The organism is Roseibium sp. AWQ4_254, from assembly GCF_056161025.1.
The window spans coordinates 42,293-64,064 of record NZ_JBSWYH010000018.1 but is presented as its reverse complement, the minus strand read 5'-3'; the positions used below and the strand labels follow the sequence as shown (position 1 = coordinate 64,064).

Annotated in this window: 22 protein-coding genes; 14 read left to right on the top strand and 8 right to left on the bottom strand. The window is 58.8% G+C overall.

What is annotated here, in order from left to right:
- Positions 1 to 28 precede the first annotated feature (28 nt).
- Positions 29 to 1,240 carry a ubiquinone biosynthesis hydroxylase gene (locus ACXAIC_RS14970; RefSeq protein WP_475181090.1) on the bottom strand — a complete coding sequence of 404 codons (1,212 nt, stop codon included), beginning with the start codon at positions 1,238 to 1,240 and terminating at the stop codon, positions 29 to 31.
- Positions 1,241 to 1,398: 158 nt separating this feature from the next.
- Between ACXAIC_RS14970 and tesB the strand changes: the two genes are divergently transcribed.
- Positions 1,399 to 2,265: an acyl-CoA thioesterase II gene (gene tesB, locus ACXAIC_RS14965; protein WP_475180832.1), complete on the top strand. Its 867-nt coding sequence runs from the start codon at positions 1,399 to 1,401 to the stop codon at positions 2,263 to 2,265.
- A gap of 65 nt (positions 2,266 to 2,330) precedes the next feature.
- Here the strand turns inward: tesB and ACXAIC_RS14960 are convergent, their stop codons facing one another.
- The 3 genes from ACXAIC_RS14960 to ACXAIC_RS14950 all read right to left on the bottom strand — a co-directional run bounded on the left by ACXAIC_RS14960 (position 2,331) and on the right by ACXAIC_RS14950 (position 5,589).
- Complete coding sequence (locus ACXAIC_RS14960; RefSeq protein ID WP_475180828.1) at positions 2,331 to 3,566, bottom strand: CobW family GTP-binding protein; 1,236 nt, start codon at positions 3,564 to 3,566, stop codon at positions 2,331 to 2,333.
- Between the two features lie 132 nt (positions 3,567 to 3,698).
- Positions 3,699 to 4,004: a hypothetical protein gene (locus ACXAIC_RS14955; RefSeq protein ID WP_475180822.1), complete on the bottom strand. Its 306-nt coding sequence runs from the start codon at positions 4,002 to 4,004 to the stop codon at positions 3,699 to 3,701.
- A gap of 193 nt (positions 4,005 to 4,197) precedes the next feature.
- A complete protein-coding gene (locus tag ACXAIC_RS14950) occupies positions 4,198 to 5,589 on the bottom strand; it encodes a D-alanyl-D-alanine carboxypeptidase family protein (protein ID WP_475180817.1) in 1,392 nt (463 codons plus the stop codon).
- Between the two features lie 369 nt (positions 5,590 to 5,958).
- Between ACXAIC_RS14950 and ACXAIC_RS14945 the strand changes: the two genes are divergently transcribed.
- The 12 genes from ACXAIC_RS14945 to acs all read left to right on the top strand — a co-directional run bounded on the left by ACXAIC_RS14945 (position 5,959) and on the right by acs (position 15,217).
- A complete protein-coding gene (locus ACXAIC_RS14945) occupies positions 5,959 to 6,825 on the top strand; it encodes an urease accessory protein UreD (protein WP_475180814.1) in 867 nt (288 codons plus the stop codon).
- A 16-nt stretch (positions 6,826 to 6,841) separates the two neighbouring features.
- On the top strand, positions 6,842 to 7,144 hold the full coding sequence (locus ACXAIC_RS14940; RefSeq protein WP_475180806.1) for an urease subunit gamma: 303 nt from the start codon (positions 6,842 to 6,844) through the stop codon (positions 7,142 to 7,144).
- Positions 7,145 to 7,272: 128 nt separating this feature from the next.
- Positions 7,273 to 7,578, top strand: a complete 306-nt coding sequence (locus tag ACXAIC_RS14935; RefSeq protein WP_475180800.1) for an urease subunit beta — start codon at positions 7,273 to 7,275, stop codon at positions 7,576 to 7,578.
- Between the two features lie 17 nt (positions 7,579 to 7,595).
- Positions 7,596 to 7,991: a lysozyme inhibitor LprI family protein gene (locus tag ACXAIC_RS14930; protein WP_475180793.1), complete on the top strand. Its 396-nt coding sequence runs from the start codon at positions 7,596 to 7,598 to the stop codon at positions 7,989 to 7,991.
- A complete protein-coding gene (locus tag ACXAIC_RS14925) occupies positions 7,988 to 8,419 on the top strand; it encodes a lysozyme inhibitor LprI family protein (RefSeq protein WP_475180787.1) in 432 nt (143 codons plus the stop codon). Before ACXAIC_RS14930 ends, ACXAIC_RS14925 begins: the two co-directional genes overlap by 4 nt.
- A gap of 18 nt (positions 8,420 to 8,437) precedes the next feature.
- A complete protein-coding gene (gene ureC / locus ACXAIC_RS14920) occupies positions 8,438 to 10,150 on the top strand; it encodes an urease subunit alpha (protein WP_475180781.1) in 1,713 nt (570 codons plus the stop codon).
- A gap of 30 nt (positions 10,151 to 10,180) precedes the next feature.
- Positions 10,181 to 10,786: a glutathione S-transferase family protein gene (locus ACXAIC_RS14915; RefSeq protein ID WP_475180777.1), complete on the top strand. Its 606-nt coding sequence runs from the start codon at positions 10,181 to 10,183 to the stop codon at positions 10,784 to 10,786.
- Positions 10,783 to 11,301: an urease accessory protein UreE gene (locus tag ACXAIC_RS14910; protein WP_475180772.1), complete on the top strand. Its 519-nt coding sequence runs from the start codon at positions 10,783 to 10,785 to the stop codon at positions 11,299 to 11,301. The genes ACXAIC_RS14915 and ACXAIC_RS14910 overlap by 4 nt, the downstream gene beginning before the upstream one ends.
- The gene (locus ACXAIC_RS14905; protein ID WP_475180767.1) at positions 11,234 to 12,010 is read left to right on the top strand and encodes an urease accessory protein UreF; all 777 of its coding nucleotides are present in this window, start codon (positions 11,234 to 11,236) and stop codon (positions 12,008 to 12,010) included. The genes ACXAIC_RS14910 and ACXAIC_RS14905 overlap by 68 nt, the downstream gene beginning before the upstream one ends.
- Entirely contained in the window at positions 12,007 to 12,624 is a 618-nt protein-coding gene (ureG, locus tag ACXAIC_RS14900; RefSeq protein WP_475180764.1) for an urease accessory protein UreG, read from the top strand. The genes ACXAIC_RS14905 and ureG overlap by 4 nt, the downstream gene beginning before the upstream one ends.
- Positions 12,625 to 12,704: 80 nt before the next feature.
- Entirely contained in the window at positions 12,705 to 13,103 is a 399-nt protein-coding gene (locus tag ACXAIC_RS14895) for a DUF1761 domain-containing protein (protein WP_475180761.1), read from the top strand.
- Between the two features lie 176 nt (positions 13,104 to 13,279).
- Positions 13,280 to 15,217, top strand: a complete 1,938-nt coding sequence (gene acs / locus ACXAIC_RS14890) for an acetate--CoA ligase (protein WP_475180756.1) — start codon at positions 13,280 to 13,282, stop codon at positions 15,215 to 15,217.
- Between the two features lie 111 nt (positions 15,218 to 15,328).
- Here acs and ACXAIC_RS14885 read toward each other — a convergent pair whose 3' ends face one another.
- From ACXAIC_RS14885 to rplS, 4 genes are all read right to left on the bottom strand, one after another.
- A complete protein-coding gene (locus ACXAIC_RS14885; protein WP_475180752.1) occupies positions 15,329 to 16,690 on the bottom strand; it encodes a pilus assembly protein TadG-related protein in 1,362 nt (453 codons plus the stop codon).
- Positions 16,691 to 16,957: 267 nt separating this feature from the next.
- The gene (locus ACXAIC_RS14880; RefSeq protein ID WP_475180747.1) at positions 16,958 to 17,515 is read right to left on the bottom strand and encodes an HNH endonuclease; all 558 of its coding nucleotides are present in this window, start codon (positions 17,513 to 17,515) and stop codon (positions 16,958 to 16,960) included.
- A gap of 304 nt (positions 17,516 to 17,819) precedes the next feature.
- Complete coding sequence (gene leuC / locus ACXAIC_RS14875; RefSeq protein ID WP_475180743.1) at positions 17,820 to 19,232, bottom strand: 3-isopropylmalate dehydratase large subunit; 1,413 nt, start codon at positions 19,230 to 19,232, stop codon at positions 17,820 to 17,822.
- Between the two features lie 367 nt (positions 19,233 to 19,599).
- Positions 19,600 to 20,070, bottom strand: coding sequence for a 50S ribosomal protein L19 (gene rplS, locus ACXAIC_RS14870; protein ID WP_475180740.1), 471 nt, complete (start codon positions 20,068 to 20,070; stop codon positions 19,600 to 19,602).
- 509 nt (positions 20,071 to 20,579) lie between these two features.
- Between rplS and ACXAIC_RS14865 the strand changes: the two genes are divergently transcribed.
- Entirely contained in the window at positions 20,580 to 21,728 is a 1,149-nt protein-coding gene (locus tag ACXAIC_RS14865; protein ID WP_475180737.1) for a helix-turn-helix transcriptional regulator, read from the top strand.
- The last annotated feature ends 44 nt before the right edge of the window (positions 21,729 to 21,772 follow it).

Genomic DNA, 21,772 nt, shown 5'->3' with positions numbered 1-21,772 from the left:
GCACGACGCACCTGGCGCCCGAGTCCTATCAGATCGGGTCGCCGGAAAGCAATTTCGGCACCGGTCCGGCAAACCCTGCAGCCTCCTTGATGAACTGTCCTTTCAGGGACGGCATCCGGTCCACCAGCCCCAGTCCAAAGTCCCGGACGGCCCGCAACACATCATTGTCGTTGGAAAACAGCCGGTTCAGCACGTCAGTGACCACCCCCATCTGGAATGTGTCGAAGCGGCGCCAGCGCTGATAGCGCTCAAGAACATCAAAGCCGCCAATATCCTGGCCAAGACGGCGGGCCTCCACAATAACTTCTGCGAGTGCGGCCACATCCTTGAAGCCGAGATTGAGCCCCTGGCCCGCGATCGGATGAATGCCGTGGGCCGCATCCCCAATGAGGGCAAAGCGCGGTTTCACAAAGTCCCGGGCCAGTTTCAGGCCAAGCGGATAGGCGCGGCGTGGGCCATCCAGCTCCAGCGTGCCCAGATGGTGGCCAAACCGGCGTTCCAGTTCCAGTTCGAAGGTAAAATCATCCGCGCGCAAAAGCCGGTCTGCATCTGCCGTCTTTTCGGTCCACACAAGCGATGACCGGTTGCCGGGAAGCGGCAGGATGGCGAAGGGACCGGCGGGCAGAAAATGTTCCTCCGCCCGGCCGCCATGGGGCCGCTCGTGCCGGATGGTTGTGACGATGCCCGACTGGCCATAGTCCCAGTTGACGGTTCGGATGCCGGCCAGGTCCCGCAATTTGGAGCGCACCCCATCGGCAGCCACCAGAAGGCGGCCTTTGAGAACCGTACCATCGTCCAGGATCAACTCAGTGTGATCCGCCTGAGTGCGGAACGTATCGGCCGTCACCGGGGCATGGAAGGCTACACCCAGCGCCTTGGCCGCCTTGTAAAGCGCCGGCATCATCACCCCGTTCGGCATCATATGGGCAAAGGCTTCCCCGGCCGTTGCCTCGCCGTCAAAGGTCAGGAACACCGGACGCACCGTATCGCGCAGCTTGCTGTCCGTCACGATCATTTCGGTGATCGGCTGGGCCTTGCCCTGAATGGTCTGCCAGATGCCCAGTTGGGTCAGCATGCGTGAGGCTGCAGCCGCAATGGCCGAAGCGCGCGGGTCCTTGTGCAGCTGATCCATCGGTTTGGGATCCACCACCGCGCAGGACAAGTCCGGGTCTCCCTGTTTGAGGGCAACGGCCAGCGACAGGCCCACATAGCCGCCACCGGCAATCACCACATCATACATTCCGGCGCTCTTTTTGCTCTTCGCCACTGCTTTTCTCCCGGCCCTCAGCTTCCCAAAGGGCATCTTGACTTCAAGGTGAGGTCCCGTCCAAGAGTGCAGATCAGGGCCGCCCGGTCCGGACACCTCTTGTGCCGCTCTATGTAACAGGGATATCGCCGTTGACCACCGCCATCGACAATCTTCTTCAGATTCTGGATCTGGAACCGCTGGAACACAACCTGTTCCGGGGTCGCAGCCCCCAGGTTGGCTGGCAGCGCGTATTTGGCGGCCAGGTGATTGGCCAGGCGCTTGTGGCGGCGTCCCGTACGGTGGTTGAAGACCGCCATGTCCATTCGCTTCACGGCTATTTCCTGCGTCCGGGCGATCCCCAGGTTCCGATCATTTATGACGTTGACCGTATCCGCGATGGCGGCAGTTTTACCACGCGGCGTGTTGTCGCCATCCAGCATGGGGAAGCCATCTTCTCCATGTCCGCCTCTTTCCAGGTTCAGGAAGACGGCCTGAGCCATCAGGCGGAAATGCCGGATGTGCCCAAACCCGATGACTTGCCGAGCGATCAGGATCTGAAGGACAAGTTCCTGTCCGTTGCCCCTGAAAATGTCCGCCGCTATTGGGAGCGGGAACGGCCGATTGAAATGCGGCCTGTGGAACTGACCCACTATTTCAGCAAGGAACCGCTGCCACCGGCGCAATATGTCTGGGTGCGCGCAACCGGGACCTTGCCGGAGGACAAACGCATTCACCAATGCGTTCTGGCCTATGCCTCGGACCTCACGCTTCTGGACACGTCGCTGTTTCCCCATGGCACCTCGGTTTTCAGCCCGAAGATCCAGGCAGCCAGCCTGGACCATGCCATGTGGTTCCACCGGCCGTTCCGGGCAGACGAATGGCTGCTTTACGCAACCGACAGCACCTCCTCCTCCGGATCACGCGGCATGAACCGGGGCGCCCTTTATGCAATGGACGGTACGCTTGTCGCCTCCACCGCCCAGGAAGGTCTGATCCGGCTGCGCAAGAAGGACTAAATTCTCTTCAAAGCCCCTGGTCTTCTGCAGACCAGCCAGGATCTGTCTGCCGGTCCCGGAGACGGTCAGGGGCTGGTGAAGCCCGAAATTGCCAGCGGGTTGTCGGTCATGGCCTTGGGATCGGGCGTATCCGGCAGAAGCGCGCCTGAAAACGCCTCGAACATCTTGCGCACAAAACCTTCCGGCAGATCCTTGGTGATGAACACCATGCGCGTGCGCCGGTCCTTATCCGGCCAGGCCTCGAGCGTCGCGGGGGGATGAAACACGTGCTGAACCCCGTGAATAACGACCGGCCGGTCAGGATCTTCCGCCAGTTGCACAATGCCCTTCACCCGCAACAGTTTCGGCCCATGGGCAGAACGCAACAGGTCCAGGAACATTTCAAGCGCTGAGGCTGAAACAGGCCGGCTGGTGGCCAATGTAAAGGCCCGGATGGTCTCGCTGTGGCGGTTGACGTCATGCGCATGGTCATGCCCGTGAGCATGGGCTCCATGAGCGTGAGAGGGGCTGTGGCTGTGGCCATGGCTGTGAGCGTGTCCGCCATGGTGATGATCATGATGCGCATGGCCGTGATCCGCCGCATAGGCCTCTTCATTCAGCCAGGCCGCCACATCAGCAATCTTGCTGTCCGGATCATAAAGACCGGCATTGAAAAGGGTGACCGGCACAGCCTCGCCCGACTGCACGTCCAGCCGTTTGGCTCCCGGATTAAGCTGGGCCAGGCGCTTGTGCAGGCTGTCAAAATCTGCCTGAGCAGCACCCGGCGTTACAAGATCCGTCTTGGTGAACACAATCCGGTCAGCAACGGCCGCCTGTTTACGCGCCTCCTCATGGGCCGCAAGCGTCGACAGGCCATTGACTGCATCGACAAGCGTGACCACGCTGTCGAGCCGGTAGCGCATGACCAGATAGGGATGCAGCATGATCGTGTGCAGGATCGGAGCCGGGTCCGCAAGACCGGTCGTCTCGATGATCACCCGGCTCAAGCGCTCCGTGCGGCCATTGTCGAGATGACGCAGAAGATTTTCCAGGGTGGTGACCAGATCCCCACGGATCGTGCAGCACAGGCAGCCGGAGGACAATTCGATAATGCCGTCTCCTGCCTGATCCACAAACAGGTGGTCAAGCCCGATTTCCCCGAATTCGTTGATGATGACGGCCGTGTCCGCCATCTCCGGATCTTTCAGAATGCGGTTGAGCAGCGTCGTTTTGCCCGCACCGAGAAACCCGGTTATGACCGAAAGGGGAATGGGCGGTTTGGGCCCACGGGCCGGCTTGTCTGCATTTTCAGAGGCACCCATGCGCCTGTCTCCCGTCGTATCGCCGCTGAAGATTTTGAAGACGCACGGCTAACACCCTTTCCCCCCAAGCGTCAAAGGGCAGAAAAAAGGCAGACAGATTGGTCTAAGAGGAGAAGGTGACGAGGAAGTGGTTTATCCGGCGTTCAGAACCGGTTCGTCCTCGACCACCTCTTCGGGAGTGCCGCCGGATGCATCGGCTGTTGTCTCTTCTTCCGCCAGATCCATCGGGGTCAGATCCTGAACCAGGCCGGTTTCCCCTGCAGCGCCGTCCTCGTCCATCGAGTCCGTATCCACAACAAGACGAACAGCCTCGGCGGCCTTTCGAAGGGTCGCGACGACCTGATCAACCGAAACGCCATCTTCCAGCTGATCGGCAGACAATTCGGCAAGGCTGGCAAGAGCCCGGATGGTAGCAGTGGATCTCGGTTCAATCATCATGCGATCTCTCGATCTGACGGGTCCCGGCAAGCGCTCTGCAAAAGATGACTTAACGGGCGTCACTGCAAACTGCGCCCAAAGCCTGCCATTTTCGAATAAATGCTTACTCCAGTGTTAAGCATCACTGTAAATAAACAGTTAACCAGCCATCCGGATCAAGCGCTACGGCGCGCGCCAGCCCGTTTGTCACCGGTTATTTGCGCGGACTTGGAGTTGGGACCGGCACGGTGAAATCAAGGCCTTTGCGGAAGATGGACCCGGGCGCTGCCTGGACGGCATCCGTGCCCGCCAAAGAGGCGGCTGCGGCCGTTTGGGGAATAGCCCCGGCACTGCCAATGTCTTCAGAGGCCAGCAGTTTTGAACGGATTTTGGTCTCCGCAAGCCGCACCGGATTGGCAGTGGGCACCGGAACCGCACCTTCCGCCGCAGAACCTGCAGCAGCAGCAGCCTCAACGGACGGTGCTCCCTCCGGATTGCCGAGCCCGACCTGAAGTGGCCGGTAGGCGATGCGGCGCGGGCCAATGGTCCGGTCCAGGATCTTTGCCCAGTCTGCCTTGCCATTGGCCAGCATGAAGCCGCTGTCGTCGATTTTTTTCAGCTGCTTGTCGTCGGCTTTCTTGAAAAACAAAAATCCGCCGCCGGATTTGTTCTGCATGTCGAACCGGGCCATGTAACTTTTGGCCCCCGGGCTTTTGTTGCGCCGGCAATAGCCATCGGCTGGTGGATTGGCGGATGGTCCGGACAAGGCAGTGACCGTTTTGCCGCCTTTGCGCTTCTTGAATCCCTTGTCAAAGAGCTGACGGGCAAACGCCGTACGCTCCAGCCCCGAACTGGCCCCCAGGATCACGGCAATCAAAGTGCGTCCCCGACGGGTGACAGACGCAGCAACATTGTAGCCCGAATTGCAGATATAGCCGGTCTTCATGCCGTTGGCGCCGGGCACCCGCAGCAGAAATTCACGGTTGGCAGACCGCAGAGTCTTCTTGCCGAAGCGGATGCCCGGATGATTGTAATACTCCCGCGCCTGCGGAAAATCTTTCCGAAGCGCCATGGCCAGGATGGCCATGTCCCGCGCTGTGGTGACCTGACGGTTGTCGGGCAGCCCGTGCGGATTGGTGAAACGGGTGCTGGTCATGCCGAGACGCTTGGCCTCCGCATTCATCTGGTCAATGAACGCTGCTTCCGATCCGCCCACGGCCTCGCCCAGCGCCACGGCAACATCATTGGCCGACTTGATCAGAATGATCTTCAGCGCCGTATCAACGGTGAACCGGGTCCCCACCTTGAAGCCCATCTTGCTTGGCGGCTCTGAAATGGAATTCTTGGACTGGACGACGGCGGAGTTCAAAGTGATGCGGCCTTCGCGGACCGCCTTGAACGTGACATAGGCTGTCATCATCTTGGTCAGGGACGCCGGATACCATTTCCGTGTGGCGCTCTTTTCTTCAAGAACCGCACCGGACGTAGCATCAACAAGGATAAAAGCGCCAATATCCGCGCGCGCAGGCCCCATCATCCCGCCGGTCACCGACAGGAGAAGCACATATACAAAGACGGTCAGGCGGCCAATTGAGCTCGCAAACACGTGTATCCCTCTCTGGTCACACTGCTCATGAGAAACGCACACAGGTTAAGGACTGTTTGCCTTTTTGCTGTGTCCCTAAAAAACCGGATTGCACGGGTAAGGGCAACCCCTTGTGAAAAGTCCCAGCGTGGTGTTTTTTTAAGCACAAGACTATTTACCAGGCAGTTTACAAGCCGGGTGTGCGGGGCCATTTGAAAACGCAGCTGCTTTTTGAACTGTTGCACAGGCTCATCGCCGCACAGGAATCTGGCCCGGCTCTTGCTTCATCAGACAGGTTGACGTGCCCCTCCCTGCCATGCCCCTCTCACACAGCATGGCGGGACCCCATTCAAAGTGCAGTGGCGTAACGGGCCTGAAAGGCGGAACAGGATGTATGATGCTGCGGCAGCATCACAATTGAAACCGGAGACGCCGGATCTGCAGCGGGTCAAGGGCGCCGCGCGCGTCCGGTTTGCATGCAGCAACGGCACCACCCGGCTGGCAGACCTTTATCAGAAGGGCTCGGCCAAAGTGCGCCTGCCAAAGGTCTATGACAGCCCGGCGACGGCGGTCCTGATCAACACAGCCGGAGGCCTGACCGGCGGGGATGAACTGTCTTACAAGATCGAGGCTGCGGAAAACACACACGCAATTGTGACCAGCCAGACCGCAGAACGCGCCTATCGCAGCGTGTCCGGCTCCGCAAAAATAACAGGGTCGCTAACGGTCGGCCCCGGCGCCACCCTGGAATGGCTGCCCCAGGAAACCATCCTGTTCGACCGCTCGTGCCTGTCCCGGACCCTGACAGCAGAGCTTGCCGAAGACGCCAGGCTGATGATGCTGGAAACGGTGATTGTCGGCCGTACAGCCATGAACGAGACGATCGCCACGCTTGCTTTCAAGGACCGCTGGCGCATCCGGCGCGGCGGCAAACTGATCTTTGCCGACGATGTCCGGCTGACCGGCCGGCCAGACAACGTTCTGGCCGGACCGGCAACCGCCGCGGGCGGGCATGTGTTTGCCACCTTTGCCGATGTCCACCCGGACGCCGAAGACCGGCTTGCGGGTGCCCGGACCTGCCTTGAAAACGCCCGCACAGCAGCAGCAAGCCACCAGGTCGCAGCGGCGGTCAGCGCCTGGAACGGCTTGCTGACTGCCCGCTTTGTGTCCAATGATAGCCGTGCCCTGCGCAAGGCCCTGATTTCTTTTTTGACCGGTTACCGCGCGGCAGAGCTGCCGCGCGTCTGGTCCTGCTAGTTCGGAGGATTATCGAGTGAACCTGACCCCTCGCGAGAAGGACAAACTGATCGTTTCCATGGCCGCCATGGTGGCCCGCCGCCGGCTGGAACGCGGCGTGAAACTCAATTACCCGGAGGCGGTCGCCCTGATCACCGACTTTGTCGTGGAAGGCGCCCGCGACGGGCGCAGTGTGGCCGATCTGATGGCCGCCGGTGCCAAGGTGCTCACCCGGGACCAGGTCATGGAAGGGGTTGCGGAAATGATCCACGATGTCCAGGTGGAAGCAACGTTTCCGGACGGGACGAAACTGGTGACCGTGCACGAGCCAATCCGCTAAAGCAGTATAAAGGGCTCAGACGCCTGCTTGAAGCCTCCAACAGCGGGCCGATCATTTTTTGAAATTTACCGCTGAACAGCAAGGCAGCATGAAAAGCTGGCTGAGCTGAAACTCAAAAGGAAAACGCCATGATCCCTGGAGAAATATTCCCCGCCGATGGCGAGATCGAACTGAACAGCGGGCTGGAAACGGTCGAACTGGACGTCTCCAACACCGGCGACCGGCCGGTTCAGGTCGGTAGCCACTATCACTTTGCCGAAACCAATCCAGGCCTTGCCTTTGACCGGGACAAGGCCAAGGGCATGCGCCTTGATATTCCCGCCGGAACCGCCGTGCGCTTCGAGCCGGGCCAGACCCGCACCGTTACGCTGGTGCCCTACCGGGGCAACCGGACGGTTTACGGCTTCAATCAGAACGTCATGGGCCCGCTTTGACCTTTTGGGAGAGTGTTTTGAAGATCCCCCTGATACCCATCTTTCTGGCAATGGTGATGAGCGCTCCGGTTCCTGGCGCCGCCCAGCAAGCCTTGCCGGAGGGGTGCAGTGATGCCCAGACCCAGACGGAACTGAATTTCTGTTCCTTCAAGGCCTACGAAAAAGCCGACAAGGACGTTAAGGCAGCTCTGCAAAAGGCCCTTGCCACGGTAAAAGACTGGTCGCCAGAGTCAGCCAAAAAGCTGCAGGACGCCCAGAAAAGCTGGATCGCCTACCGGGAGCGCGCCTGCGATATCTATGAATATCCAGGCAATGGAACAATCGCACCGCTTTTGATGAACGAATGTCTTTTGAAGATTACCCAGGACCGGACCGCCGATCTTGAAACCCTGGCGGCGGGGCTGGGCAATTGAGATCCTGTGCCCTCGGCCTTGCTGTGCTCACGGCCGCTGTCCTGTCTGCGTCTCAAAGCTTTGCCCAGGAGCGCCCGGCAGAGGCGGCCCTTGATTGCGGCTATCCGCTGAATGACGAGGAGCGCAGTTTTTGCGCGGACAAGGCCTTGAAAGACGCCGAAGACAGCCTGAAGGGCGCCTATGACCAGCTCCATGCCAAGCTGGTGGAGATGGACAGGGCCCGGAGCGGAGCCCAAAAGGGCGGCCCGGCCGCCCTGGAAGATGCGCAGGCCGCCTGGACCACCTTCCGGAACAAGGATTGCAAGGCCTACAGCCTGCCGTTTCGCGGCAGCGCGCGGGGCAACGACCTTTTCACAAGCTGCATGATCGTTCTGACCATGCAGCGAACCGATGACCTGAGCGCAACGCTCAACGACTACGACAACTGATCGCCGACAGGAGCAACCATGGCCTACAAGATGCCCCGTGCCGCCTATGCGGACATGTTCGGACCCACCACCGGCGACAGGGTGCGCCTCGCCGATACCGATCTCATCATTGAGGTGGAAAAGGACTACACCACCTATGGCGAGGAAGTGAAATTCGGCGGCGGCAAGGTGATCCGCGACGGCATGGGCCAATCCCAGGCCCCGCGCAGCGCCGGAGCGGTCGACACCGTGATCACGAACGCGTTGATCGTGGACCACTGGGGCATCGTCAAGGCGGATGTCGGTCTGAAGGACGGCCGCATAGTCGGCATTGGCAAGGCGGGCAACCCGGATGTACAGCCCGGTGTCGACATTGTTGTCGGGCCCGGAACGGAAGCGATTGCCGGCGAGGGCAAGATCCTGACCGCCGGAGCCCTGGATGTGCATATTCACTTTATCTGCCCGCAGCAGATCGATGATGCGCTCATGTCCGGCGTCACCACCATGCTGGGCGGCGGCACCGGACCGGCCACGGGCACAAATGCGACGACCTGCACGCCCGGGCCCTGGCACATCACCAGGATGCTGCAGTCGGCAGACAGTTTTCCCATGAACCTGGCCTTTGCCGGCAAGGGCAATGCCTCGCTGCCTGCCGCTCTGGAAGAACAGATCCTGGCGGGCGCCTCGGCATTGAAGCTGCATGAGGACTGGGGCACGACCCCGGCAGCCATCGACACCTGCCTGTCGGTGGCCGATGAATATGATGTCCAGGTGATGATCCACACGGACACGCTGAACGAATCCGGCTTTGTTGAAAACACCACCGCCGCTTTCAAGGACCGCACCATCCATGCCTTCCACACGGAAGGCGCCGGGGGCGGCCATGCCCCTGACATCATCAAGGTCTGCGGCGAAACCAATGTTCTGCCATCCTCGACCAACCCGACCCGGCCCTATACGGTCAACACGCTGGAAGAGCATCTGGACATGCTGATGGTCTGTCACCATCTGGACAGCTCCATTCCCGAAGATGTTGCCTTTGCCGAAAGCCGCATCCGCAAGGAAACGATCGCGGCCGAAGACATTCTCCATGACATGGGCGCCTTTTCGATCATCGCCTCCGACAGCCAGGCCATGGGCCGGGTCGGTGAAGTGATCATCCGCACTCTGCAGACCGCCCACAAGATGAAAGTCCAGCGCGGGCGCTTGAGCGAAGAAGCGGGCGAAAACGACAATCTGCGGGTCAAACGCTACATGGCCAAGATCACCATCAACCCGGCCATTGCCCACGGGCTCGACCAGCATGTCGGCTCCGTGGAAATCGGCAAACTGGCGGATCTGGTGCTCTGGGACCCGAAATTCTTCGGCGTGAAGCCGGACATGGTGCTGAAGCTCGGCACGATTGCAGCCGCGCCCATGGGCGATCCGAATGCCTCCATTCCAACCCCGCAGCCGGTCCATTACCGGCCGATGTTCGGCGCATTTGGCAAGGCCATGACCCAGAGCCGCGTCACGTTCGTCTCCCAGGCGGCCTATGATGCGGATGTGAAGGCAACCGCCGGTCTCGACAGCCTGGTCCTGCCGGTCAAGAACGTGCGCGGCGGCATTTCCAAGAAATCCATGGTGCTGAACGACGCCACGCCGCAAATCGAGGTGCACCCGGAGACCTATGAAGTGCGCGCCGATGGCGAGCTGCTGACCTGCGAACCGGCCGAGGTGCTGCCGATGGCGCAGCGCTACTTCCTGTTTTAAGGTGCAGACAGCACGGTCAGGGAGGCAAAAATGTATACAGTTGTGGGATTTCCCCGCACCCGCGCAATGCGCGTCATCTGGCTTCTGGAGGAGCTGGGACTGGCCTATGAGCTCATTCCGGCGCTGCCGCAATCGGACGAAGCCCGGGCTGCCAATCAGGGCGGCAAAGTGCCGGTCCTGCTTGAGGACGGCACTGCGATCACCGAGTCCGTTGCGATCTGCACCTATCTGGCCGACAAGCATGACGGTTGTACCTTTCCCGCAGGCACGCTGGACCGCGCCCGGCAGGACAGCATCACCCAGTTTGCAGTCGACGTGCTGGAGGGCGCCCTTTGGACCGCCGCCAAAAACACGTTCATCCTGCCGGAAGACCTGCGTCTTCCTGCAATCAAGGACGTGTGCCGGTACGAATTCGCCAAGGGGCTGGACACGCTTGCGCGCTGGCTGGGCGAGGGGCCCTATGTGATGGGCGAGACCTTCACCATTGCCGACATCATCCTGGGCCATTGTTCCGGATGGGCCGTGGTTGCCAAATTCGACCTGCCCAAGGACGGCCCGGTCCATGCCTATTTCAAACGCCTGCGGGACCGGCCGGCCTATCAGGCCACCAAAGCAAGGATCGACGCCGCACAATGATCCGGGTACAGAAAATTTACCGTGCTGCAGAGTGGCAAGGCACCCCGGCCGACCGGGTCACCCTCGATCTGGACGAGCGCTACCGGCGCCGGGCGGTGCTAACCGGAGCAGGGGGACTGACCTTCCTGCTGGACGAACCCCTGGCCGTACATCTGCACCATGGCGACGCGCTGGAGCTGGAAGATGGCCGTGTCGTGGAAGTTCTGGCCGAACCGGAAGACCTGGTGGAAATCGAAGCCGACAATACGGCCCATCTGGTGCGGATTGCCTGGCACCTGGGCAACCGGCACCTGCCCACCCAGCTGATGGGGACAACCCTGCGCATCCGGCGGGACCACGTGATTGAGGACATGGTGCACCAGCTTGGCGGACGGATAACGGTCCTGTCCGCCCCCTTCGATCCGGAAGGCGGCGCCTATGGCCATGGCCGCACCCACGGACATGGGCATGGACATGACCATTCCCATGACCACACGCATGATCACAGCCACACGCATGGTCACAGCCATGGCTGATCCGGTCCCATCCTCCGCGCTCTACCGGCTGATGACGTTCCTGTCGCCAGCCTTTCCCGTGGGCGCCTTCACCTATAGTCACGGCCTGGAACAGGCGGTCGAGGACGGCACAGTGACGTGCCGCACGGACCTGGAAGCCTGGCTTGGCGATATCCTGCGCTTTGGCGCTGGGCGCAACGATGCGATCCTGCTGACCCAGGCCTTGCGGGCCGCCCGGGCAGGAGACAGCCAGGCCGTTCAGGACCTGCGCGCGCTTGGCCTTGCGCTTCAGCCCAGCGGTGAGCGGTATCTGGAAACCAGCGCCCAGGGAACGGCCCTGTTTGACGCGATTGCGAAAAGCTGGCTGCCGGACGCAGGAACACCGGCGGCTGATCTTCTGCGTGGTCTTGCGGTCCAAACGGACCGGGCCTCCTGGCCCTATCCGGCCGCGCTCGGTCTCGTCTGCGCGGCCCACGGCATTCCGGAAGACGCCGCGGTGGCCAGTTTCCTGAACGCCTTTGCCGCCAATCTGGTCTCCGCCGCCATCCGCACTGTGCCCCTTGGCCAGACCGATGGCCAGACGGTAATTGCCCTTCTGGAGCCCACCGTCTTTGCCGTTGCCAGTGAGGCGGCCAGCGCCGGGCTGGATGACCTGGGCAGCGCCGCCTTTCTCGCAGATATCGCCTCCATGGCACATGAAACCCAGTATTCGAGGCTGTTCCGATCATGACATCCCCAAACGGTCCGTTGCGTGTTGGCATTGGCGGCCCGGTGGGCGCCGGCAAGACCACCCTGACCGACCGCCTGTGCAAGGCCATGCGCGCGCGCTATTCGCTCGCCGTGATCACCAATGACATCTACACAAGCGAAGACGCTGACGCGCTGGTCCGTTCCCAGGCGCTCACCAGCGACCGGATTCGCGGTGTGGAGACCGGCGGCTGCCCCCATACGGCCATCCGCGAAGACGCCTCCATCAATCTGGCGGCGGTGGAAGATCTGACCCGCACCATTCCGGATCTCGACCTGATCCTGATCGAATCGGGCGGCGACAATCTGGCAGCCACCTTTTCTCCGGATCTGGCGGATCTGACGCTCTATGTCATTGATGTTGCCGCAGGCGAGGAAATTCCCCGCAAGGGCGGGCCGGGCATTACCCGCTCTGACCTTCTGATCATCAACAAGACCGACCTTGCTCCATATGTGGGCGCAGATCTTGAGGTGATGGACCGGGATGCAAAACATATGCGCAAGGCCCGGCCGTTTGTCTTTGCCAACACAAAGGCCGGAAAAGGGCTGGAGCCCATCGTCGATTTCATCATTCAAAAGGGCGGTCTCGCCGCTTGATCTTTGCCCCGTTTCCTTTCACCTTTCCGGCCAGAGCTATGGAGTTCACACGGTGTGCTCCAGACAGGGAGTATGGTGAGATGATGTTTGACGGGATCAATCTGGTGGCGGTCGCTGCCGCCGCGATAGCCTCCTTCCTATTCGGCTCGATCTGGTATGGCGTTCTTGGCAAAGCCTGGATGCGGGCCGCCAGTTTGAGCGAGGACCAAACCAAGCCCAGCCCGCTGACCCTGGCTCTCGCCTTTGTCTGCCAGTGCGTTATGGCGTTCATCTTTGCCGGGATTATCTACCACACCGGTGACACCACCCCCCGCACGGGCCTGATCTCCGCCTTTATGGTCTGGACGGGCATTGTCATGACAACACAGATCGTCAATCACCGGTTTCAGAGCCAGCCCTGGAGCCTGACCCTGATTGACGGTGGCCATTGGCTTGGGGTTCTTGTGCTTCAGGGCTGTGTGATTGGCTGGCTGAGTTGAATTTGCCTTTGTCCCTACGTATTTGAACTCATGTACCAACGACTCGCCGACTAAAGGACTATCCTTTGGTTCTGGACGCTTCCGGGGGCCATAAGCATAATGGCGCCCGGAAAAAAAGCCGGTGCCAGGGACATAACGTCCAACACCGGCCATTATCGGTTCCGGGAGGTTTTCAAATGTCTGACTCTGTTTTTCCCGTTCCAGCGGAGGTTGCCGCGCGGGCGCATGTCGACAATGCCAAATATCTTGAAATGTACCAGCGCTCGGTGGAGGACCCGGACGGTTTTTGGGGAGAACATGGCAAGCGCGTTGACTGGATCAAGCCCTACACCAAGGTGAAAAACACCTCCTACGACTACCACAATGTTTCCATCAAGTGGTTCGAGGACGGCACCTTGAACGTCGCGGCCAATTGCGTCGACCGGCATCTTGAAACGCGCGGCGATCAGCCGGCCATCATCTGGGAAGGGGATGACCCCAGCGAACACAAGGTCATCACCTACAAGGAACTCTCCCGGGAGGTGAACAAATTCGCCAATGTCCTGCATGGCCAGGGCGTGAAGAAGGGCGACCGGGTGACCATCTATCTGCCGATGATCCCGGAAGCCGCCTATGCCATGCTGGCCTGCGCCCGCATCGGCGCGATCCATTCCATTGTCTTTGGCGGCTTTTCCCCGGACAGCCTTGCGCAGCGCATCGAGGACTGCCAATCGGAATGTGTCATCACCGCCGATGAGGGTCTGCGTGGCGGCCGCAAGGTTCCACTGAAAGCCAATGTGGACAAGGCAGCAGAAAAAGCGCCGGTCAGAAGCGTGATCGTGGTCAAGCGCACCGGTGGCGACATCCGCATGCAGACCGGGCGCGACGTCTGGTATCATGACGAAGCCTCGCGGGTGTCCGACCAGTGCGAACCGGCCGAAATGAACGCCGAAGACCCGCTATTCATTCTCTATACGTCGGGCTCAACCGGCAAGCCGAAGGGCGTGATGCACACGACCGGCGGCTATCTGGTCTATGCCTCCATGACCCATGAATATGTCTTCGACTACCATGAAGGCGATGTCTATTGGTGCACGGCAGATGTGGGCTGGGTGACCGGCCACAGCTATATTGTCTATGGGCCGCTGGCCAATGGCGCGACCACGCTGATGTTTGAAGGCGTGCCGACCTATCCGGGCCCGGGCCGTTTCTGGGAAGTGTGTGACAAGCACAATGTCAACATCTTCTACACGGCCCCGACTGCGATCCGCGCGCTGATGGGCGCTGGTGATGAGCACGTGACCGCAACTTCACGCAAGTCCTTGCGCCTGCTGGGCTCCGTCGGCGAACCGATCAACCCGGAAGCCTGGAGCTGGTATCACAACGTGGTTGGCGAAGGGCGTTGTCCGATTGTCGACACCTGGTGGCAGACGGAAACCGGCGGCATTCTGATCACCCCGCTGCCTGGCGCCACCGCCTTGAAACCCGGATCGGCCACCCGGCCATTCTTCGGCGTCCAGCCCGCGGTAGTCGACGCCGAAGGCAAGTTCCTGGACGGGGCAACGGAAGGCAATCTGGTCATCAAGGACAGCTGGCCCGGCCAGATGCGCACGGTCTATGGCGACCATGAGCGCTTCGTCCAGACCTATTTCGCCACCTATAAGGGCCTATATTTCACCGGAGACGGCTGCCGCAGGGACGAAGACGGCTATTACTGGATCACCGGCCGCGTGGATGACGTCATCAACGTGTCCGGCCACCGGATGGGCACCGCGGAAGTGGAAAGCGCGCTGGTTGCCCATACCAAGGTGTCGGAGGCTGCCGTTGTCGGCTATCCCCACGACATCAAGGGGCAGGGCATTTATGCCTATGTCACCTTGATGGAAGGGGAAGAACCAACGGATGACCTCAAGAAAGAACTGGTCAAGCATGTCCGGGCTGAAATCGGCCCGATTGCCTCTCCGGACCTGATCCAGTTTGCTCCCGGTCTGCCCAAGACCCGCTCCGGCAAGATCATGCGCCGTATCCTGCGCAAGATCGCTGAAGACAGTTTCGACAGCCTGGGGGACACCTCGACCCTGGCCGATCCGGCCGTGGTCGATGATCTGATCGACAACCGTCAAAACCGGGCCTGAAGAAGCCGCTGCGCTTCGACAGGATCCGATTGACCTTTTTCGAAAATACCCGAAAAGTCAAAAAGGCCCGCCAGTAGGCGGGCCCTTTCAATGAAATTCCCTGAAAATCACTTATTTCGACAGGTAGATCTGCTGGATTTTCTTGGCGATGTTGGAAAAGGCACCGATAAGTTCGTCCGAGGACGTCGCCATATAATAATTCCCGGTGTCCGCACAATCCTGCATCACTCTGGCCCCGCTCGATGACGACGAACTGCCGAAATACACCGTAAAGATTTCAATACCGGAACTTTTCATCGCGTCGCAAAGCGACATGCCGCGCTTCGACGATGCTCCGCTAAATCCACCACTGGTTTGCTCGACCCAATAGTCATTGGTCCCACTTAGACATGTACCACCATAGCTTTTCTTTTTGTATTTGTACTTTTTGCATTGTTTTTTAGTCCAGGTTTTCTTCTCATACTGGGTGTTGAAAGCACCATCCGTCATGATCAGAGCGAATTTGAGGACATCGTCATCATCATAGGCGGCCGGAGCAGAACTGGATGGCCAAAGGTCGGACCATTTTGGAGACAGAGTATACCACCCAATCCCGATCCCCGTATGCCCCGCCGTATAGCCATTTGTTTCCAGATCATTGATAGCAGACGTCAGAGTCGACCGGTCATCAGACAGTGGTTGAAGCACAGAATCCGAGCAAGCAGATCCTCGATAGGTTCCCGAGCCATTGCCAAGAGGCTCAACCGTATAACTCGCGTCTGTATATTCTTCGTCTCCTGTGCGCTCTGTCGCACATCTGCTGCTATAATTATTCGTCGCGGTCGCAGCATAGCTGTCCATATTTACGCCAACACTATAAGGGACGAGAGAGATCTTGACTTTGCTGTCTTCTGTGCCGTCCGGGATCAGAATATCCACGACCGATTGCGCGGCATCTTTCAAATCGTCTATCGCCCAGCCCATGGATCCTGTCACGTCGACCACCATCGCCAATTCAACGTCAAAGCGGGAATAGGCGACCTGGGCTTCTGTGCCGAACGTGAAAGCCTTCGGACCGAAGGCATCAATCCCGTAGCCGCCGAGATTGATGAAAAGATTGTTCATCGTGGCCGAGGTGCTCACCGTGACGTTGCCTTCATCACTGTTCACCGTGAAGGTCATGTTCTCGATCGCTTCGTCGAGGAAGTCCGCCGTTGCCAGGTTGGCTTTGAATGAATCTGAGATAATTTCCGTCACCTCATCATCGCTCAGCACCGACGTGGACAGTTTTGTCGCCGCAGCCAGAGCTGCCGCATCAAGGGCATAGGACAGTTTTTCACGGGCGTTCACCGCCCGGGAGACATCCATGGACGCTCCTGCCACAACGATGATGAAAACAAGCATGATCCCGAAGAGCGGGAGAATGGATCCATGCCGGTCAGTTTGGAACCGGACAGCAAGATGCCTTAAGAAGGAAATAGGTGCTTTGATCATGACGGCCTCACAGCTTTCATGATACCGTTATTACAGAAAGGTGCCTAAAGTCTTAAATGAAGATTACAAAGCAGGTTAAATAAGGCTTAATATCACTAAATAAAATTGCGAATTACACGATAGAGCTCTGGTCTTATTTTAGCACAGCGCTCGAGGCACCGCTATTTTACTGCAATCAGAACACACTTATTGACGGCTGTCTCAACCAGTCCAACCAGCTTGAACATGGCTGCACAGACCGGAAAGGGGGATCTTTGGAGCCATATCCTATGGCTCCAGCTCCGTATCCCAGTACAGGAAATCCAGCCAGCTATCGTGAAGATAATTGGGTGGGAACGCGCGGCCATTGTTGTGCAGATCCTGAATGGTCGGCTGAAAGGGCATGTGCATGGGCCACATGTTCAGCTGCTGGCAGGACTTGTTGGACTTGCGCAGATTGCAGGGGGAGCAGGCAGTAATCACATTATCCCAGGTGGTCAAACCACCCTTGGAGCGGGGAATGAGATGATCAAAGGTCAATTCTTCTTTCGAGCCGCAATACTGACACTGAAATTTGTCGCGGAGAAAGACGTTGAAACGGGTAAAGGCAGGATAACGGCTGGGTTTCACAAAGGTCTTGAGCGAGACAACGCTCGGTAATCGGAACTCGAAGCTCGGACTTCGGACCGCCGCATCATATTCTGCAACGATATTGACCCGATCCAGAAACACCGCCTTGATCGTGTCCTGCCACGACCACAAAGACAAGGGATAGTAACTCAAAGGCCGGTAATCCGCATTGAGCACCAACGCCGGATGGGCTCCCGACGAGACCGCTATCGTCACCTTCCGCTCCTCACACCTACTCAGATCGTCCGGTGCCCGGTCAAACGGACAGCGGAACTTGTCCTTTTGTGACGGGAGTATTGTAGTGCCGAGGTGACAGTCTTGTGAAGCCCGTCAAATTCATTTCTGAAGGGGTATGTTGACAGGTGTTCACCGGCAAAGGATTTTCCCTAAATCTATGAATCATTTGCCAAAACTGAATAACATCTGGACGGCTGTGGCAATTTTGCACAGCGCAAGAAAAAAGGGCGCCTTTATAGCGCCCTTCATTTGACCGGGATCTGTCACCGGATCCCAAATCGAATCAGTTCGCGGTCCAGTCGCGAATGTCAACAAAATGACCGGCAATGGCAGCCGCTGCGGCCATGGCCGGCGAAACCAGATGCGTGCGGCCCTTGTGTCCCTGGCGGCCTTCAAAGTTCCGGTTCGACGTTGACGCGCAGCGCTCGCCCGGCTTCAGCTTGTCCGCATTCATGGCAAGGCACATGGAACAGCCCGGCTCGCGCCATTCGAACCCGGCCTCCTTGAAGATCAGATCCAGGCCTTCTTCCTCGGCCTGTTCCTTCACAAGACCCGAGCCCGGCACGACCATCGCGCTCACGTGCTCAGCCACCTTGTGATTGCCGATGACAGCGGCTGCGGCCCGCAGATCTTCGATCCGGCCATTGGTGCAAGAGCCGATAAAAGCCCGATCGATCTTGATATCGGTGATCTTCGTGCCCGGTTCCAGACCCATATAGTCCAGAGCGCGCTTCTTGGATTCACGCCGGTTTTCGTCGTCGATCTCCTGCGGATTGGGCACAACGCCTTCCACGGAGACGACATCTTCCGGAGAAGATCCCCAGGAAACGATTGGCGGCAGATTGGCCGCATCCAGCTCGATCACCTTGTCGAAATAGGCGTCCGCATCGGAGTGCAGCGTGCGCCAATAGGCCTGCGCCATCTCCCAGGCTTCGCCTTTCGGAGCTTTCGGACGGCCCTGCACATAGTTGAATGTGGTTTCGTCCGGGGCAATCAGACCAGCACGCGCACCGGCTTCAATGGACATGTTGCACACGGTCATGCGGCCTTCCATGGTCAAGGACCGGATCGCATCCCCTGCATATTCAATCACATAGCCCGTACCGCCGGCGGTGCCGATCTTGCCGATGATCGCCAGGACAATGTCCTTCGCAGTCACCCCTTCAGGCACCTCGCCATTGACCTTGACCAGCATGTTCTTGGCTTTTTTCTGGATCAACGTCTGGGTGGCCAGAACGTGCTCCACTTCGGATGTACCAATGCCGTGGGCGAGCGAACCGAAAGCCCCGTGGGTGGAGGTATGACTGTCGCCGCAGACAATCGTCATGCCCGGCAGGGTAAAGCCCTGTTCCGGTCCGACGATATGAACCACACCCTGGCGCATATCCAGTTCCGAATAATATTCGACACCGAACTCGGCCGCATTCTTGGCCAGTGTTTCCACCTGAAGCGCCGATTCCGGATCGTCAATCCCGTCGCGGCGGTCCGTGGTCGGCACATTATGGTCCACCACTGCGAGTGTCTTTTGCGGCTGGCGGACCTTGCGGCCATTCATACGCAGACCCTCAAAAGCCTGCGGACTGGTCACTTCATGGACCAGATGCCGGTCAATATAAAGCAGGCCCGTGCCGTCGGGCTGCATGTCGACGACGTGGTCGTCCCAAATCTTGTCATAAAGCGTGCGCGGCTTTGCCATGGGTCTCTCCTCATTCCGGCCGTCGGTCCGGCAGCGCCTGCGTCCCGGCGCGCCTCCGGCCTCCTTGTCCTATTCTGCACAAAACAGCCTGGACATCTGCGAATGCCGCCCGGAGCCTGCCGGAGGGTCCAGCAGACCGTGTTTCTAGGGGGCCATATTGGTTGTTTTTCCGGACAGCGCGCCTGCGTCAGACACCTGTCCCTCATGGTATGTGAATGACCCAGCTCCGGCGGAAGGTCAAGCTCCAGCCGGTTGAGCTGAATTCAACTGAGATTGACCAGCGCCCGTCACATCAGGCCTGACAGCAAAAAGGCGGCCCCGGCAGGACCGCCTTTCAAAATGAAACTCTTCAGTCACCTGAACCGGCTTATTCAGCGGCGGTTTCCGCAGCTTCCTGCTCAGCCTTTTTGGCTTCGGCCTTGGCAGCCTTGGCAGCAGCAGCTGCCGCGCGGGCTTCCTCGTTGAGGCGCTTGGAGCGGACGTTGGTGTTTTCGGTGATACGGGCGGACTTACCACGACGGTCACGCAGGTAGTAAAGCTTCGCACGGCGCACTTTACCGCGCCGGACCACTTCCACACCTTCCAGCATCGGGGAATAGACCGGGAAGACACGTTCGACGCCTTCACCATAGGAGATCTTACGAACAGTGAAACTTTCGTTGATGCCGCCACCGGAGCGGGCAATGCAGACACCTTCATAAGCCTGCGTACGGGTCCGGTTGCCTTCCGTCACCTTAACGTTGACGCGCACCGTGTCACCGGGAGAAAATTCAGGCAGCTTGCGCTGTGCCTCGATTTTCGCCATTTCTTCAGCGTTGAGCTGCTCGATGATATTCATGGCATTTTTCCCTTTTCAATTACAAGGTGGTCAGAGCGTTGTCCGTCACAGGCGGAAACGGGTTCACCAGCCTTGGGCCATGTTGCATATCGGCCAGGCTTTCCAGAGGACATCTGCCCCTTGCGGCAGACCCCTGGAGAAAGACTTCAATAGTTTTGAGACATCTTCGCCCAGCTTTCGCGGGCGTATACAGCATATTCACCGGCTTGTCATGCGGATTCTTCGACCGGCACACAGCCCCTCACGCGCAGCCTGTGATCAAGTGCGTCCTCGCCCTGATGAACCTTGCAAAAGCAGCGGCACAAGTGCCGCTGCCAATGTCTAGCATTGCCTAAAGTAATTTATTTTTAGCCTCGTCAGATCTTTACAACCTGCGAGCCTTTTTTAGTTGTAATAGTGGATGATTAACATAAAAATAAGGATTTGTCACGATGACAGTTACGGCATTTAGATTATAAAATTCCTTACCAATCAATAAGAGCAATAGAGATATTTCAAGATTGAACCAAATGGCCCCAGATCATTCCATCTTACTGACAAAACTCTATACATCTGCTTTATTCGATGGCGGGCTCACCAGCGTCCTGTCCGATCTAGCCTCTTGCTATCCTGATCTGCCGATTTCCTACCAGGCCCAGTGTGTCTACGAGAACAAGTTCTATGACTGCGCCATATTCAACCATGGCCGCGACGCTGAACGGCGGCTCAGAACGTGTAGCTCCCGCAATCCTTTTCCACCGATCGCCCTAAAATGCGACGTCTCCGACGTGGTCTTCACCGGAGATCATATTTCGCCGGAAGACGTTGAAAAATTAGATTTTTTTGATGAATTCCTGAAAGACCATCGAGAAATCAACCGGGCTTTCGGGGTGATCTTGCATCGGCAGGGCGATGATTCTGCCTTTGTTGCAGCCAATCTGCCCCGCACCATGGCTGAGCGGGAAGAAGAGCATGTCCGCCAGTTGTTCGGATTCTTGAGACCGCACCTGCAAGGAGCATTTGGCCTGCTCTTGGAAACCGCCAAACGACAGACAGAGCCCGCAAATCCGGCATTCTGGCTCGACCAGATCCCCACCTCTGCGCTGATTGTCGCGCCGGACGGCAAAGTCAAACATCTCAACCGGCAGGCAGAGCGCAAATTAAGTGGCCGCAGTCTCCTGCAAATCGACAAGATGGTGCGCCTGACCGCCTGCACTCCCCACGGACGCGCCGCTTTGACACATGCCCTGGACAAGGCCGCGCAAACCGCGTTGCCTGTTGGACCCGTCCCACTGTCGGACAAGAACCGGGGCGGCGCCTTCGTTTTTGTCCTGCCCCTGGACAAGCGGGACCGCATCCATCCGGGACTGGCGCCTTTCATTGTTCCCGGTCTACCCTTGCTGGTCACCTGGTTCGACCCGGAGGACGCCCCGGCGCAATCTTCAAAAATTCTGTCGACAGCCTTTGGGCTGACCGGCCGCGAGGGTCTTCTGGTTCAGGAACTCATTCTTGGCTCATCCTTGAAGGAAGCCGCTGAAAACCTGGACATTTCCTACAACACCGCCCGCAATCACCTGGCCAATATCACCTCAAAGACGGGGTCCCGTTCTCAAGGAGACGTGATCCGGCGGGGATCACAGATTCTGGCCCGTCTGGGTGAAGGCACCTCCCGCCTCTGATACCAGCCTTATAACAAGCGCAGTTGCTCATGACCTATTTGACC